Below are 12,555 nucleotides of genomic sequence, written 5' to 3' on the forward strand. Positions count from 1 at the left end.
CCATGGCCAAGCGTTCATTCCTGATCCCCGGCGTCGACAAGCGGCTCCTGATCAAGGACTCCATCAAGACCATGCCCGACGTCACCCGCCGCCGCTTCATCGCCGGCGGCGCCAGTCTCGGCGCCCTGACATTGCTCACCGGCTGCGACGTCGTCGATTCCTCCTCGGCCGAGGAGATGCTGAAGAGTGTTTCGAAATTCAACGACGCGGTGCAGGCCTTCATCTTCAATCCCGACGCGCTGGCGCCGACCTTCCCCGAGAGCGCGATCACCAAGCCGTTTCCGTTCAACGCCTATTACGATCTCGACGACGCGCCTGATGTCTCGGCCGCAGACTGGAAGCTCGAGGTCCGGGGCCTCGTCGACAACAAGAAGCCCTGGACGCTGGACGAGTTGCACAAGCTGCCGCAAGTGACTCAGATCACCCGTCACATCTGCGTCGAGGGCTGGAGCGCGATCGGCAGCTGGACCGGCACGCCCCTGCGCGATTTCCTGAAATTGATCGGCGCGGACACGCGCGCGAAATATGTCTGGTTCCAATGCGCCGACAAGGAGGGCTACAATTCGCCCTTGGATATGCGCAGCGCGCTGCACCCGCAGACCCAGATGACGTTCAAATATGCGAACGAGATCCTGCCGCGCGCCTACGGCTTCCCCATGAAGATCCGCGTGCCGACCAAGCTGGGCTTCAAGAACCCGAAATACGTGGTCTCGATGGAAGTCACCAACGACTACAAGGGCGGCTATTGGGAAGACCAGGGGTATAATTCGTTCAGCGGGAGCTGATGGCCGTCATTCCGGGGCTCGCGAAGCGAGAGCCCGGAATCCATCGGGCCGCAGGACTGGTGGATGAATGGATTCCGGGTTCGCGCTACGCGCGCCCCCGGAATGACAACCTAGCCCGGCCCCACTTTCCGCTGACACAGCGCCGCCACCGCACCCAGCGCCAGCAGCGCCGCCGACACGTTCAGCGCGTAGCTCAAGCTCCCCAGTGCATCCGTGATCGCGCCGACCACGATCGGGCCGAGCGTCTGGCCGACGCCGAACGAGATCGTCATTGCCGCGATCGCGGTCGGCCACACCTGCGGCGGATAGTTGAAGCGCACGAAGGCGGTGGTCGAGCCGACCACGGCGAAGAAGGCGACGCCGAACACCACGGCCGAGACCGCAAGCCATGCCGGCGAATGCCCGAGCATCGGCAGGGCCGCGCCCGCCGCGTTGGTTCCGAGGATGATGGCGGTGGCGAGCCCGCCGCGATCGAGCGCCAGCACGCCGCGCCAGGCCCAGGGCGTGACGAAGGCGGAGAGGCCAATGAGTCCCCAGAATCCCGCCTGCGCCGCGGCCCCGCCGCCGCCGTCGCGCACATAGGCGATCATGAAGGTCATGTAGGCGATGTACCCGGCGCCGAACAGGAAGTAGGCGGCCAGATAAATCAGCACCGGCCAAATCGCGAACGAGCCGTGACCGCCTTCCGAGAAGCGGACATCGCTCTCGATGCGGATCAGGAACAGCGGGATCGTCATCGCGACCGAGAGCAGCGTCAGCGCCCACCAGACGATCCACCACGAGCCCGGCCCGAAATATTGCAGCGTGAACGGGGCGATCAGCCCCGAGGCGAGAATGCCGATGCCGGGCCCGGCATAGAACAGGCTGAGCAGGAAATTGGCCCGCGTGGGCTGCGACTGCGCGATGGTGGCGGCGAGCGCCCCGCCGGCGACGAAGCCGGCCGCAGCCCCGAGACCGAGCACGAGGCGCGCCAGGCTCAGCGCGACGAAATTCCCCGATAGCGCGCACGTCGCGAGCGCGGCGACGCAGGCGAGGGTTCCGCCGCGGATGGCGGCCGCCCAGCCGACGCGCTGGATCAGGCGGGACGCCAAGAGCGCGCCGACGAGATAGCCGACGGCGTTGATGGTGTTCATGAATCCGGCCGCCGAGTAGGACCAGCCGAGGGTCTCCCGCATGTCCGGCAGCACCAGCGCATAGGCAAAGCGGCCGATGCCGAGCCCGACGGTGGCGGCCAGCGACAGCGTCAGGATCAGCCGCGCGGGATGCGCGTAGGGCGGGCGGTCAGGGGCGTGCAAGGGAATCTCCGGCCCTCGCAGTGTGGCAGGCCCCGTCCGCCTTGCACAGCCGCACCCCGGCAATGGTGTCTTGCCAAGCGCGCAACGCCGCTCTAGCACTCCGGCCGAATTCGACCTGAGAGGAACGACCATGGCGACCCACAAACTGCTGCTGCTTCCCGGCGACGGTATCGGCCCCGAGGTGATGGGCGAGGTGAAGCGGCTGATCGACTGGCTCAATTCGGCCGGGATCGCCAAGTTCGAGACCGATACCGGCCTCGTCGGCGGCTCCGCCTATGACGCGCACAAGGTGTCGATCTCCGAGGGCGACATGGCCAAGGCGCTGGCCGCCGACGCCATCATCTTCGGCGCGGTCGGCGGTCCGAAATGGGATGCCGTTCCCTACGAGGTGCGCCCGGAAGCCGGCCTGCTCCGCCTGCGCAAGGATCTCGCGCTGTTCGCCAATCTGCGTCCCGCCGTGTGCTACCCGGCGCTGGCCGAGGCTTCGAGCCTGAAGCGCGAGGCGGTCGAGGGCCTCGACATCATGATCGTACGCGAGCTCACCGGCGGCGTCTATTTCGGCGAGCCCAAGACCATCACCGATCTCGGCAACGGCCAGAAGCGCGCCATCGATACCCAGGTTTACGACACCTATGAGATCGAGCGCATCGGCCGCGTCGCCTTCGAGCTTGCCAGGAAGCGCAAGAACAAGGTGACGTCGATGGAGAAGCGCAACGTCATGAAGTCGGGCGTACTCTGGAACGAGGTCATGACTCAGGTTCACAAGCGCGAATATCCTGACGTCACGCTCGAGCATCAGCTCGCCGATTCCGGCGGCATGATGCTGGTGAAATGGCCGAAGCAGTTCGACGTCATCGTCACCGACAACCTGTTCGGCGACATGCTGTCCGACATCGCGGCGATGCTGACCGGCTCGCTCGGCATGCTGCCCTCGGCCTCGCTCGGCGAGGTCGACGTCAAGACCAAGAAGCGCCGGGCACTGTACGAGCCCGTGCACGGCTCGGCGCCTGACATCGCAGGCCAAGGCCTCGCCAATCCCATCGCGATGATCTCGTCCTTCGGCATGGCGCTGCGCTACTCCTTCGACATGGGCGATCTCGCCGACAAGGTCGACGCCGCGATCGCCGCGGTGCTGGCGAGCGGCCTGCGCACCGCCGACGTCAAGTCGGAGGGGACGACCGCTGCCTCGACCACGCAGATGGGTGAAGCGATTTTGAAGGAATTGCAGAAGCTGCACGGGTAAGGCGGGAAGAATCGTAGCCCGGATGGAGCGAAGCGAAATCCGGGTTCTCACCCCGTAGACAGACCTTGCCGGATTGCGCTTCGCTCCATCCGGGCTACGGCCTCATTGGAGACCGCCTCATGGATTCACCCCGCCCCAAGATCGCGGAATCCATCATCCATGACACGGTGCGCCGGCGCGAAGCACAGATCGGGCGCCGCTGCGAAATTCTCGCCAACACCCGCATCGAATACGCCTCGCTCGGCGACTATTCCTATCTTGGCGAGAATTGCGACGTCGCCGATGCCGTGATCGGCAAGTTCACGGCCATCGCCAATTCGGTGCGGATCGGCGCGCCCAATCATCCGATGGGCCGCCCCTCGCAGCACCGCTTCACTTATGTCCCCGAATATTACGAGGCGTCGGCGAGCCGCGACCGCGACTTCTTCGCGGATCGTCGCGGCGATCGCGTCATCGTCGGCAACGATGTCTGGATCGGCCACGCCGCCATCCTGCTGCCGGGCGTGAACGTCGGCGACGGCGCGGTGATCGCGGCAGGCGCGGTCGTCAGTCGTGATGTCGCGCCCTACACGATCGTCGGCGGCGTGCCGGCACGCGCCATCCGCAAGCGCTTCGACGATGCGGTCGCGGCAAGCCTGCATCGCATCGCCTGGTGGGACTGGCCGGACGAGCTCATCTTTGAACGTCTCGCCGATTTCCGCTCCGAGGCGATCGGGGAGTTCTGTCGGCGTTATGACCCTGCGGCGAATGCGTGAGGCGCAGGCAGCTCTCCAAACAAAAAAGCCGGGCGCGAGCCCGGCCTTTTGATTCGGTCGTGACGTCCGCTCAGTACAGCGGGAAATTCTGCGGATAGCCGCCGATATCCTGCGGCGGCGAGAGCGGCTGGCGGTCGATCGGGCGATTGAGGTTCTCGCGGGCGAAGGACGGATAGCCCACGGCCGGCGGGAAGGCGTAGTCGCTGAACTTGCGGTCGCCCGGATTCACCTCGGTGCCGCCGTCGAGCCAGGAGCGCTTGCTGACATAGATGCGGGTGCGGCCCTGCTGATAGACGGCGTTGGGGCCCGCCGGGCCGTAATAGTGCCGGCCGCGCTCGTCATAGCGCTTGGTCTTGTTGTCGGCCGAAGCCGGCGTCGCCAGAACAGAGGACATGGCAATCACGGCGCCCGCAGCAAACAAGGTCGCCAATTTGGCAGAGAATTTCGAGCTCATCACGTCCCCTTCAGGCGGCGCACCGCCAGTCGATGTCACCCCATACTAGCCCGGCCGGGGTCAGCGCAACTAGGTCTATTGGGTCACACCAGCTCGAAAATAATCGCGCGCGTCGGCGAAAGTTGCATCAATACCAGCCACTTGAGCTTGATGCGGACTAGAGCGCCCCGCGCAATTGCGCATTCGCGGCGCCCAGCAGCCAGTCCGGCGAGCCCTGGAGGTCGCAAGCCCGGCGCTTCAGCTCGGCGCGGGCGAACAGGTCCGCCAGCTTCGGCTCGTTGCCGGAGGTGAGCAGCGTCAGCCGGTTCAGCGTGCAGGCAACGGCCGCACGCTGGGCGGGCAGGGTGTTGCCCTGGCAGGAGAAGCCGGAGATCTGCAAGGCAGGCTCCTCGCTGCGCTTGAGGTAGCCGAGGCAGGCCGGCGTCCCCGTCGTGCCCATCGGCCGGAACAGCGCCACGGGGCCGAATTTGGTGTCGATCAGGCCGGCCTGCTCGAGCGGGGTCGCCGCGTTCAGACCCATCTGGACGGCGAGATCCATGGTTGCCGGACGGCCCAAGTCGAATTCGCCGCCCTCCCGGTAAATCTCGAGCTCGGCCAGCACCTTGTCGGCTTCGCCGGTCCAGCGCATGACGTCCCTGCGACCGCCTGCGGGATCCCGAAGGGTGGTGTAAGAGGCTGTTTTCTCTGACGAATCAAGTCGGCTGAGAGCGAAGGCCGGATGCGAGCGGTCGGCCACGCTCCAGGCCTTCCCCGGCGCCTGCTCATCGCCGCGCAAATCGGGCAGCTGGCCAAGCGCCGCAAGGCCGAGGATGGCAAACAGCGCCAGCGTCCCCACATAGGCGAACAGTCGCGCCAGCGTGCCGACCACCTCGTCGGCGAAGGCTGCCAATGCCAGATGGAGACTGGTCCGGGTCGAGATTGCGGCCATGCTGGCCTCAGGCGACTGCATCCACGGCCATCCGGCATGGTCCCACGTTGTCTTGAGGCCGGTTCTCGCATAGAAGCGCTGCTCTTCCTGTTTAAGCGTCAGCTTCAGGAACGGGCTTTTTCATCGGAGAGTGAACGATGGGTTACAAAGTCGCAGTCGTCGGCGCGACCGGCAATGTCGGACGGGAAATGCTCAACATCCTGGATGAGCGCAAATTCCCCGCGGACGAGGTCGTGGCCCTCGCCTCTCGCCGCAGCATGGGCGTCGAGGTCTCCTATGGCGACCGCACCCTGAAAGTCAAAGCGCTCGAGCACTTTGATTTCTCCGATGTCGACATCTGCCTGATGTCGGCGGGCGGCTCGGTGTCGAAGGAATGGTCGCCGAAGATCGGCGCCGCCGGCGCGGTGGTGATCGACAATTCCTCGGCCTGGCGCATGGACCCGGACGTGCCGCTGATCGTGCCCGAGGTGAATGCTGCTGCGACCGAAGGCTTCAAGAAGAAGAACATCATCGCCAACCCGAACTGCTCGACCGCGCAGCTCGTCGTCGCGCTCAAGCCGCTGCACGACAAGGCGGTCATCAAGCGCGTCGTGGTCTCGACCTATCAATCGGTGTCGGGCGCCGGCAAGGATGCGATGGACGAATTGTTCTCGCAGACCAAGGCCGTCTACACCAACAGCGAGATCGTCAATAAGAAGTTTCCTGCGCGCATCGCCTTCAACGTCATCCCCCAGATCGACGTCTTCATGGAGGACGGCTACACCAAGGAAGAGTGGAAGATGATGGCGGAGACCAAGAAGATCCTTGATCCCAGGATCAAGCTCTCCGCCACCTGCGTGCGCGTGCCGGTGTTCGTCGGCCATTCCGAGGCGGTCAACATCGAGTTCGAGAATCCGATCAGCGCCGACGAAGCCCGCGATATCCTGCGCAAGGCGCCCGGCTGTCTCGTCATCGACAAGCAGGAGCCCGGCGGCTACGCCACGCCGTATGAGGCGGCCGGCGAAGACGCCACCTATATCAGCCGCATCCGCGAGGACGCGACGGTGGAGAACGGCCTCGCGCTGTGGTGCGTGTCGGACAATCTCCGCAAGGGCGCAGCCCTCAACGCGATCCAGATCGCCGAAGTCCTGATCAACCGCAAGCTGATCAGCGCGAAAAAGCAGGCGGCCTGACGCTGCCGTAGGGCGGATTAGCCCGCGGCTGCGCGAAGCGCAGTCCGCTTGGCGTAATCCGCCGCTTCCCTTCGCGATACGAACGCTGGCGGATTACGCTTCGCTAATCCGCCCTACGAGAGCGGTGGCCTACGCCACGGCCCGCGCGTTCCTGAATTCCTTGCTCGTCTTGTCCAGCACGAACAGCGATCCCTCCGCGACGCCGAAATAGGCGCCGTGGGTCTGCATCTGGCCGCTCTCCACGGCCTTGCGCACGAACGGGAACGTCATCAGGTTTTCCAGGCTGCGGAACACCGCGGCCTTCTCGATGCGCTCGACGAACTGCGCCATGGTCTCGTGGTCGCGCTGCTCGACCACTTCGCCCGGCTTGATGAACATCTGCATCCATCTGCCGATGAAGTCGCCGGGCGTCAGCGGCTCGATCTTGTCGACGAAGGCACGGATGCCGCCGCATTGGGCGTGGCCGAGGATGACGATGTGCTTCACCTTCAGCACCGTCACCGCATATTCCAGCGCCGCCGAGACGCCGTGCGCGTTGCCGTCGGGCTGATACACCGGCACCAGATTGGCGATGTTGCGGACCACGAACAATTCGCCCGGGCCGACGTCGAAGATCACCTCGGGCGAGACGCGGCTGTCGCAGCAGCCGATCACCATCACTTCCGGGAACTGTCCCTTCACCGACAGTTCGCGATAGCGGGTCTGCTCGGTCGGCAGCCGCTGGGTGGCGAAGGCCTGGTAGCCTTCCAGCAAATGCTTCGGGAATGTCATCATGGCCTATGCCTAATCATATACCGCTGGGGTGAACAAGCCTTTCGAAGAGGCAGGCCAAGTGCTATCCGCTCCGCCAGGACGCCGCTAGGAAACCGCCAAGACAACCGCCAAGACAACCGGAAGGAACGCCCGCATGACCCGCCCGCGCCGCAGCCATCTGTTCATGCCAGGCTCCAATCCCCGCGCGCTGGAAAAGGCGCGCAATCTGGCCACCGACGGCCTCATCCTGGATCTCGAGGATTCCGTCGCCCCCGATGCCAAAGCGGCGGCGCGTGACGGCATCGCCGCCGCGATCGCAGCCAAGGGCTTTGGCAAGCGCGAGATTCTGATCCGGACCAACGGCCTCGACACGCCCTGGTGGGCCGATGACGTCGCGATGGCCGCCAAGGCCTCGCCCGACGGCATCCTGGTTCCCAAAGTTTCAAGCATCGAAGATCTCGACACGATCGGCCTGCGTCTCACCGAGCTCGGCGCGGCGCCGACGGTGAAGGTCTGGGCCATGATCGAGACGGCGCGCGCGGTGCTGCATGCGGAGGAGCTCGCCGAGGCCGGGCGCGATAAATCGCGGCGGCTGGAAGGCTTCGTGTTCGGCCCCAACGACATCTCGCGCGAGACGCGGATCAGGATGCTGCCCGGCCGCGCCGCGATGATCCCGATGATCACCCATTGCATCTTGGCGAGCCGCGCTCATGGCCTAGAAATCCTCGACGGCCCCTACAGCGACATCGCCAACCCCGACGGTTTCGCCACCGAATGCGCGCAGGGCCGCGATCTCGGCTTCGACGGCAAGACGCTGATCCACCCTTCGCAGATCGACGCCTGCAACGCGATCTTCACGCCCCCGGAGGAGGAAGTCGCGCGCGCGCGAAAAATCATCGCGGCGTTCGAGCTGCCGGAGAACGCCTCGCGCGGCGCGATCCGCCTCGATGGTGCAATGGTGGAGCGCCTGCACGCCGACATGGCCCGCCGCACGATCGCCATCGCGGATGCGATCGCGGCGATGGGGAAGGGCTAGAGGGATCAAGCTCTCACGGCTTTGCCACAGCCAGGACCGCGATAGCGATCGTGGCGAGCAGAACGAGCGCCAGGGATCTCGACGCCGTGGGTGAGGCGCCTGCCTCGATCCTGCGGAGGCGGCCGCTCTGGATGCCGTGCAGGGCCGACAACAGCCCGACAAAGCCGAGCTTGGCGTTGAGCCAACCCTGGCCGAACCATGGTCCGGATACGGCAAGCCCTGTTCCGAACGTCCAGACCGCGATGATTGCCGGCACCGTTACCCACCGGTCGTAACGGCGGATGCCCGCGACGAGCCGTTCGCTCGCTTGAGGCATCCCCGGCAACAGGGCAAGCGTCAGCGACGTCACCGTCACGCCGCTGACGAAGAGCAGCGCAGCCGCGACATGGGCGGCCTTCAGCCAAACGTAATAAGCGGCCAGGCTCATCGCGTGGAATATTTCTGCCGAAGAGCTTCGATGCGTCGCCGGATGTGACGCGACGCGAGAAAGCCGGCGAATGGCACGAAGGCCGAGGCTGCGAGCAGGGCGATCTGGCGGCGCTGCCAAACGTCGGCGCCGACGCTCTGCAGCAGTGCCCAGCCGTAGAAAATGAACGCAAGGCCGTGCAGCGGTCCGATCGCTCGCACGCCGGCGGGCCAATCCCAGAGATGTTTGAGCGGAACGGCAACGCAGACCAGCAGAGCCAGCGTCGAGGCTTCGATGACGGAGGCGAGCTCGAGGCGGCCCAGCAGCGCGGTTTTGATGTCGAGTTCGTTCTTCATGGCCTGACCGTCGGCGCTCTGTCGCGCGTCGGCGTGGTTAGCGGATCTGGCCAAAACCCACGAGTGGCGCTTCTGCCGATTAGTGATCGATTCCTGCCAAAACATGATACTGACGCCGGCAGGCGACCGTCGGAGACACAGCGTCATGGTTCACAGGGTTTGCATTGTCGCGATGGATCATGTGATCCCGTACGACATGACACTCGCTTATGAAGTGTTCGCCCGGCTCAAGGACGACAAAGGCAAGCCGTTCTACGACGTGCGCGTGTGCGCCGAGGCAGCCCGTGTCGACGCCGGCGCATTCGGTCTGGTCGTGCCCTTCCGCCTGGATGACCTCGCTCGTGCGCGCACCGTGATCGTGCCTGGGGTCGAGAATCCTCTCGTTCCCAGATCGAAAGCCGTTTTGCGCGCGTTGCAGAAGGCTCACCGCCGCGGGGCGCGAATTGCTTCGATCTGCTCCGGCGCCTTCGTGCTCGCGGAGGCCGGTCTCCTGAACGGGCGCCGGGCAACCACCCACTGGCTTTGCGCCGACCTGCTCGCCAGCTGCTACCCGCAAGTGAAGGTCGATCCGAACGTTCTCTTCGTGGATGAGGGGGAGATCGTGACATCGGCCGGTGCCTCGGCGGGAATGGACATGTGCCTTCATCTCGTCAGGCGCGATCTTGGTCAGGCCGTCGCGGCTCATGCGGCGCGGCTAGCCGTCGCTCCCATCAACAGGGAAGGCGGGCAGGCTCAATTCATCCGGCGAGATCCGCCGCGATCGAGCGGTTCTCTGGCATCGCATCTCGAATGGGTTGCAGCTCATCTGGCGGAGCCGCTCACGGTGGCACGGATTGCGGCCCAGGCGGCGATGAGCGAACGGAGCTTCGCGCGCCGCTTCCGGGAGCAGGTGGGCACCACTCCGATGCAATGGTTGCTGAGCGTGCGTATCCGCCGGGCGCAGGAACTCCTGGAGAGCAGCGCGGCTCATGTGGACCAGATCGCCGCGGCTTGCGGCTTTCAGTCGACTGTCACCTTTCGCGCGCGCTTTCGCCGGATCGCCGGCATCAGCCCCGGCGGCTATCGGCGCCGGTTCAACGCTGGACAATCATCCCGGACGCCGGGATCGAAAGGCCGTGTCGTGGCAGGTGCGAGCCGCAGCGAGAGCGATAGCGCTGCCGCTCAGTCGTAGTGCATCGCCTGCCGATTCAGACACCGCCTCAGCGCGGTGCGACGTCGGCGCGGTCGAGCGATTCCAGCGTCGAGGCATTGGCGCAATAGCCGCGATAATTCTCCGCGGCGGTGCCGTCGGCGAGATCGCGGTCGCATTGTCCCTTGTGATTGCACAGCGAGCAGACCCGCTCCATGTCGCGGAGCAGCAGCGGCTGCGCGCGGCCGAGCCCTTCGGCGCTGATGCCGAGCTGCTGCAGCATCATGGGCAGCTCGTCGGCGGAATGCCTGCCGTGACGGACCAGCTCTTCCAGATCGTCGGGCGCGATCCGCAAATCGCTCGCGATCCGGTCGAAATCGGCGCGGTCGAGCTGCCGCATCTCGTTCATCTCGCGGCGATGCTTCAGCCAGCTCGCAAAGGACTCGATGAGGTCCTGGACGATCGGATATGGCCTGCTTGCGGTGCTCATGGAAAGCTCCCTTCGGACAGCGGAACTGGAGCGAATTAAGCACAATGATGCAGGGGCGCGTTGCGCTGGATCAAACTGGGGGTGCCCGAGGCTCATGTCGGACGCGCTGCAGCGTGCAACGCTGCTGCGCAGAGCCGGCACCCATTCTTCCGCTGCGCTGGGCCCCGGCTCAGCAGCGCATCACCAGGGGGTGCTGCGCTGCGTCCGGGGCACGAGACCTAGCCAAACCGCTCCGTCGCCCAGGCATACAGGCTGCCCGGGATCGGCTTTTCGCCGCCGCGGCCCTTGGGCGAGATGTGCAGGCCGATGATCTCGGGGCTGGTGACGAGGCCGAGATAGCTCGAGGGATCGAAGAACAATTTCGGCTCGGCATGCACGGCATAGAACGACTGCTTCGGCAGCGCGTATTGCAATTCGCCGGTGCGGCGCGCCAGCGCGGTCAGGGCTGCGGGTCCGTAGATCGCGACGCGAATGTCCGAGAGGCGGTTCGAGCCGCCGCGCAGGCGTCGCATCATGAAGGTGACGCGATGGCGGATCGACAGCCAGTTCGGCGTCAGCTCCTCCTGCTCCATCAGCTCTTCGAAGGCGGCGACGATGCCGTGCGCGGGCGGAAGATAGATCACGGAATTGCCGAGCTGGCGCGGCCGCTCCCAGGCGAAATAGGGTTTTGCCGGATCGATCTCGACGGGCTTCAAGAGCAGCACGTCGGCATCGAGCCAGAGGCCGAGGCCCTTCGCCATCAGCTTCATGCGGAAGAAGTCGCTGAATTGCAGAATGGTCCAGTCGCGCCAGCTGCCATCCGGCTGCGGCGGCCGCAGCCGTTCTGAGAACGCATGCGGCAGGATCGCCTCGGCATCCGCGTTGGCGACGCCGGCGGGAAGGCCGGGAATGGTGTCGAAGCTGTAGACGGTGACCTTGTGGCCGGCAGCTAACTGCGAGCGCAGACAGGTCTGGCGCAGCGCGTCCATCGGGCCATGCCAGAAGGTGACGATCTCGGGGAGCATGCGGCGAAGCTATACGGGATAACCAAGGCAAAGAAAAAGCCCCGGCGCTGACGGCACCGGGGCTCGAAGCAAAGAGCGATCTCAGGCCCAGGCGCGTTCGCGCTTGAGCTTGTCCTCGTAAGAGTCGATCGAGGCCTTCTTCTCCATCGTCAGGCCGATGTCGTCGAGGCCGTTGATCAGGCAGTGCTTGCGGAACGGGTCGATCTCGAACTTGACCTTGCCGCCGTCGGGCCCGCGGATCTCCTGGTTCGGCAGGTCGATCGTCAGCGTCGCGTTGGCGCCGCGCTCGGCGTCGTCGAACAGCTTGTCGAGGTCTTCCTGGGAGACGCGGATCGGCAGGATGCCGTTCTTGAAGCAGTTGTTGTAGAAGATGTCGCCGAACGAGGTCGAGATCACGCAGCGGATGCCGAAGTCGAGCAGCGCCCAGGGCGCGTGCTCGCGGCTCGAGCCGCAGCCGAAATTGTCGCCGGCGACCAGCACCTTCGCGTTGCGATAGGCGGGTTGGTTCAGCACGAAATCCGGGTTCTCGCTGCCGTCGTCCTTGTAGCGCTGCTCGGAGAACAACCCCTTGCCAAGGCCGGTGCGCTTGATGGTCTTCAGGTACTGCTTCGGAATGATCATGTCGGTGTCGACATTGATGATCTTCAGCGGCGCCGCGACGCCTTCCAGCGTGGTGAACTTGTCCATCTTGGGCTTCCCGGTTTGTCTCAGGGAGGGCTGTTTAGCCCGGTTGGCACACAAATCCTAGG

Annotated in this window: 15 protein-coding genes; 6 read left to right on the forward strand and 9 right to left on the reverse strand. The window is 65.1% G+C overall.

Translation table 11 applies throughout. The features are described 5' to 3' along the window. Positions 1-2: 2 nt before the first annotated feature. On the forward strand, positions 3-785 hold the full coding sequence (locus tag AC0WRY_RS01665; RefSeq protein WP_194405390.1) for a molybdopterin-binding protein: 783 nt from the start codon (positions 3-5) through the stop codon (positions 783-785). A 110-nt stretch (positions 786-895) separates the two neighbouring features. On the opposite strand, the gene AC0WRY_RS01670 is transcribed toward AC0WRY_RS01665, so the two are convergent. Next, positions 896-2,080, reverse strand: coding sequence for a YbfB/YjiJ family MFS transporter (locus tag AC0WRY_RS01670; protein ID WP_194405391.1), 1,185 nt, complete (start codon positions 2,078-2,080; stop codon positions 896-898). A 130-nt stretch (positions 2,081-2,210) separates the two neighbouring features. Here AC0WRY_RS01670 and leuB point away from each other — a divergent pair, with 130 nt between their 5' ends. Both leuB and AC0WRY_RS01680 read left to right on the forward strand, forming a co-directional pair. After that, positions 2,211-3,323, forward strand: coding sequence for a 3-isopropylmalate dehydrogenase (leuB, locus tag AC0WRY_RS01675; RefSeq protein ID WP_491122577.1), 1,113 nt, complete (start codon positions 2,211-2,213; stop codon positions 3,321-3,323). Positions 3,324-3,442: 119 nt separating this feature from the next. Further along, positions 3,443-4,078 (forward strand): DapH/DapD/GlmU-related protein, encoded by a 636-nt coding sequence (locus AC0WRY_RS01680; protein WP_491122578.1) that lies wholly within the window; start codon positions 3,443-3,445, stop codon positions 4,076-4,078. Between the two features lie 70 nt (positions 4,079-4,148). On the opposite strand, the gene AC0WRY_RS01685 is transcribed toward AC0WRY_RS01680, so the two are convergent. Both AC0WRY_RS01685 and AC0WRY_RS01690 read right to left on the reverse strand, forming a co-directional pair. Next, positions 4,149-4,532: a hypothetical protein gene (locus AC0WRY_RS01685; protein ID WP_491122579.1), complete on the reverse strand. Its 384-nt coding sequence runs from the start codon at positions 4,530-4,532 to the stop codon at positions 4,149-4,151. 157 nt (positions 4,533-4,689) lie between these two features. Continuing rightward, complete coding sequence (locus AC0WRY_RS01690) at positions 4,690-5,481, reverse strand: hypothetical protein (RefSeq protein WP_491122580.1); 792 nt, start codon at positions 5,479-5,481, stop codon at positions 4,690-4,692. A gap of 116 nt (positions 5,482-5,597) precedes the next feature. On the opposite strand from AC0WRY_RS01690, the gene AC0WRY_RS01695 reads away from it, so the two are divergent. Further along, positions 5,598-6,632, forward strand: a complete 1,035-nt coding sequence (locus AC0WRY_RS01695) for an aspartate-semialdehyde dehydrogenase (protein WP_194405396.1) — start codon at positions 5,598-5,600, stop codon at positions 6,630-6,632. A 129-nt stretch (positions 6,633-6,761) separates the two neighbouring features. On the opposite strand, the gene AC0WRY_RS01700 is transcribed toward AC0WRY_RS01695, so the two are convergent. Further along, on the reverse strand, positions 6,762-7,406 hold the full coding sequence (locus AC0WRY_RS01700; RefSeq protein ID WP_194405397.1) for a carbonic anhydrase: 645 nt from the start codon (positions 7,404-7,406) through the stop codon (positions 6,762-6,764). 133 nt (positions 7,407-7,539) lie between these two features. On the opposite strand from AC0WRY_RS01700, the gene AC0WRY_RS01705 reads away from it, so the two are divergent. After that, on the forward strand, positions 7,540-8,421 hold the full coding sequence (locus tag AC0WRY_RS01705) for an HpcH/HpaI aldolase/citrate lyase family protein (protein ID WP_491122581.1): 882 nt from the start codon (positions 7,540-7,542) through the stop codon (positions 8,419-8,421). A 13-nt stretch (positions 8,422-8,434) separates the two neighbouring features. Here the strand turns inward: AC0WRY_RS01705 and AC0WRY_RS01710 are convergent, their stop codons facing one another. Both AC0WRY_RS01710 and AC0WRY_RS01715 read right to left on the reverse strand, forming a co-directional pair. Then, complete coding sequence (locus tag AC0WRY_RS01710; protein WP_491122582.1) at positions 8,435-8,848, reverse strand: CopD family protein; 414 nt, start codon at positions 8,846-8,848, stop codon at positions 8,435-8,437. Further along, complete coding sequence (locus tag AC0WRY_RS01715) at positions 8,845-9,330, reverse strand: DUF3817 domain-containing protein (protein ID WP_491122583.1); 486 nt, start codon at positions 9,328-9,330, stop codon at positions 8,845-8,847. Before AC0WRY_RS01715 ends, AC0WRY_RS01710 begins: the two co-directional genes overlap by 4 nt. A gap of 25 nt (positions 9,331-9,355) precedes the next feature. Between AC0WRY_RS01715 and AC0WRY_RS01720 the strand changes: the two genes are divergently transcribed. Then, complete coding sequence (locus tag AC0WRY_RS01720) at positions 9,356-10,354, forward strand: GlxA family transcriptional regulator (RefSeq protein ID WP_491122584.1); 999 nt, start codon at positions 9,356-9,358, stop codon at positions 10,352-10,354. 28 nt (positions 10,355-10,382) lie between these two features. On the opposite strand, the gene AC0WRY_RS01725 is transcribed toward AC0WRY_RS01720, so the two are convergent. The 3 genes from AC0WRY_RS01725 to leuD form a co-directional block, all read right to left on the reverse strand. Further along, positions 10,383-10,802 (reverse strand): hypothetical protein, encoded by a 420-nt coding sequence (locus tag AC0WRY_RS01725; protein WP_194405401.1) that lies wholly within the window; start codon positions 10,800-10,802, stop codon positions 10,383-10,385. Between the two features lie 218 nt (positions 10,803-11,020). After that, on the reverse strand, positions 11,021-11,806 hold the full coding sequence (locus AC0WRY_RS01730) for a glycosyltransferase family 32 protein (protein WP_194405402.1): 786 nt from the start codon (positions 11,804-11,806) through the stop codon (positions 11,021-11,023). A gap of 81 nt (positions 11,807-11,887) precedes the next feature. Then, positions 11,888-12,493: a 3-isopropylmalate dehydratase small subunit gene (leuD, locus tag AC0WRY_RS01735; RefSeq protein ID WP_027573022.1), complete on the reverse strand. Its 606-nt coding sequence runs from the start codon at positions 12,491-12,493 to the stop codon at positions 11,888-11,890. Positions 12,494-12,555: the final 62 nt, after the last annotated feature.

The sequence above is a fragment of the Bradyrhizobium sp. T-12 genome (assembly GCF_058314695.1).

Bases quoted from the DNA above. Each gene is read 5' to 3' on its own strand.
- AC0WRY_RS01665 (WP_194405390.1), top strand. From the start codon at position 3: ATGGCCAAGCGTTCATTCCTGATCCCCGGCGTCGACAAGCGGCTCCTG.
- leuB (WP_491122577.1), top strand. From the start codon at position 2,211: ATGGCGACCCACAAACTGCTGCTGCTTCCCGGCGACGGTATCGGCCCC.
- AC0WRY_RS01680 (WP_491122578.1), top strand. From the start codon at position 3,443: ATGGATTCACCCCGCCCCAAGATCGCGGAATCCATCATCCATGACACG.
- AC0WRY_RS01685 (WP_491122579.1), bottom strand. From the start codon at position 4,532: ATGAGCTCGAAATTCTCTGCCAAATTGGCGACCTTGTTTGCTGCGGGC.
- AC0WRY_RS01690 (WP_491122580.1), bottom strand. From the start codon at position 5,481: ATGCAGTCGCCTGAGGCCAGCATGGCCGCAATCTCGACCCGGACCAGT.
- AC0WRY_RS01695 (WP_194405396.1), top strand. From the start codon at position 5,598: ATGGGTTACAAAGTCGCAGTCGTCGGCGCGACCGGCAATGTCGGACGG.
- AC0WRY_RS01700 (WP_194405397.1), bottom strand. From the start codon at position 7,406: ATGATGACATTCCCGAAGCATTTGCTGGAAGGCTACCAGGCCTTCGCC.
- AC0WRY_RS01705 (WP_491122581.1), top strand. From the start codon at position 7,540: ATGACCCGCCCGCGCCGCAGCCATCTGTTCATGCCAGGCTCCAATCCC.
- AC0WRY_RS01710 (WP_491122582.1), bottom strand. From the start codon at position 8,848: ATGAGCCTGGCCGCTTATTACGTTTGGCTGAAGGCCGCCCATGTCGCG.
- AC0WRY_RS01715 (WP_491122583.1), bottom strand. From the start codon at position 9,330: ATGACGCTGTGTCTCCGACGGTCGCCTGCCGGCGTCAGTATCATGTTT.
- AC0WRY_RS01720 (WP_491122584.1), top strand. From the start codon at position 9,356: ATGGATCATGTGATCCCGTACGACATGACACTCGCTTATGAAGTGTTC.
- AC0WRY_RS01725 (WP_194405401.1), bottom strand. From the start codon at position 10,802: ATGAGCACCGCAAGCAGGCCATATCCGATCGTCCAGGACCTCATCGAG.
- AC0WRY_RS01730 (WP_194405402.1), bottom strand. From the start codon at position 11,806: ATGCTCCCCGAGATCGTCACCTTCTGGCATGGCCCGATGGACGCGCTG.
- leuD (WP_027573022.1), bottom strand. From the start codon at position 12,493: ATGGACAAGTTCACCACGCTGGAAGGCGTCGCGGCGCCGCTGAAGATC.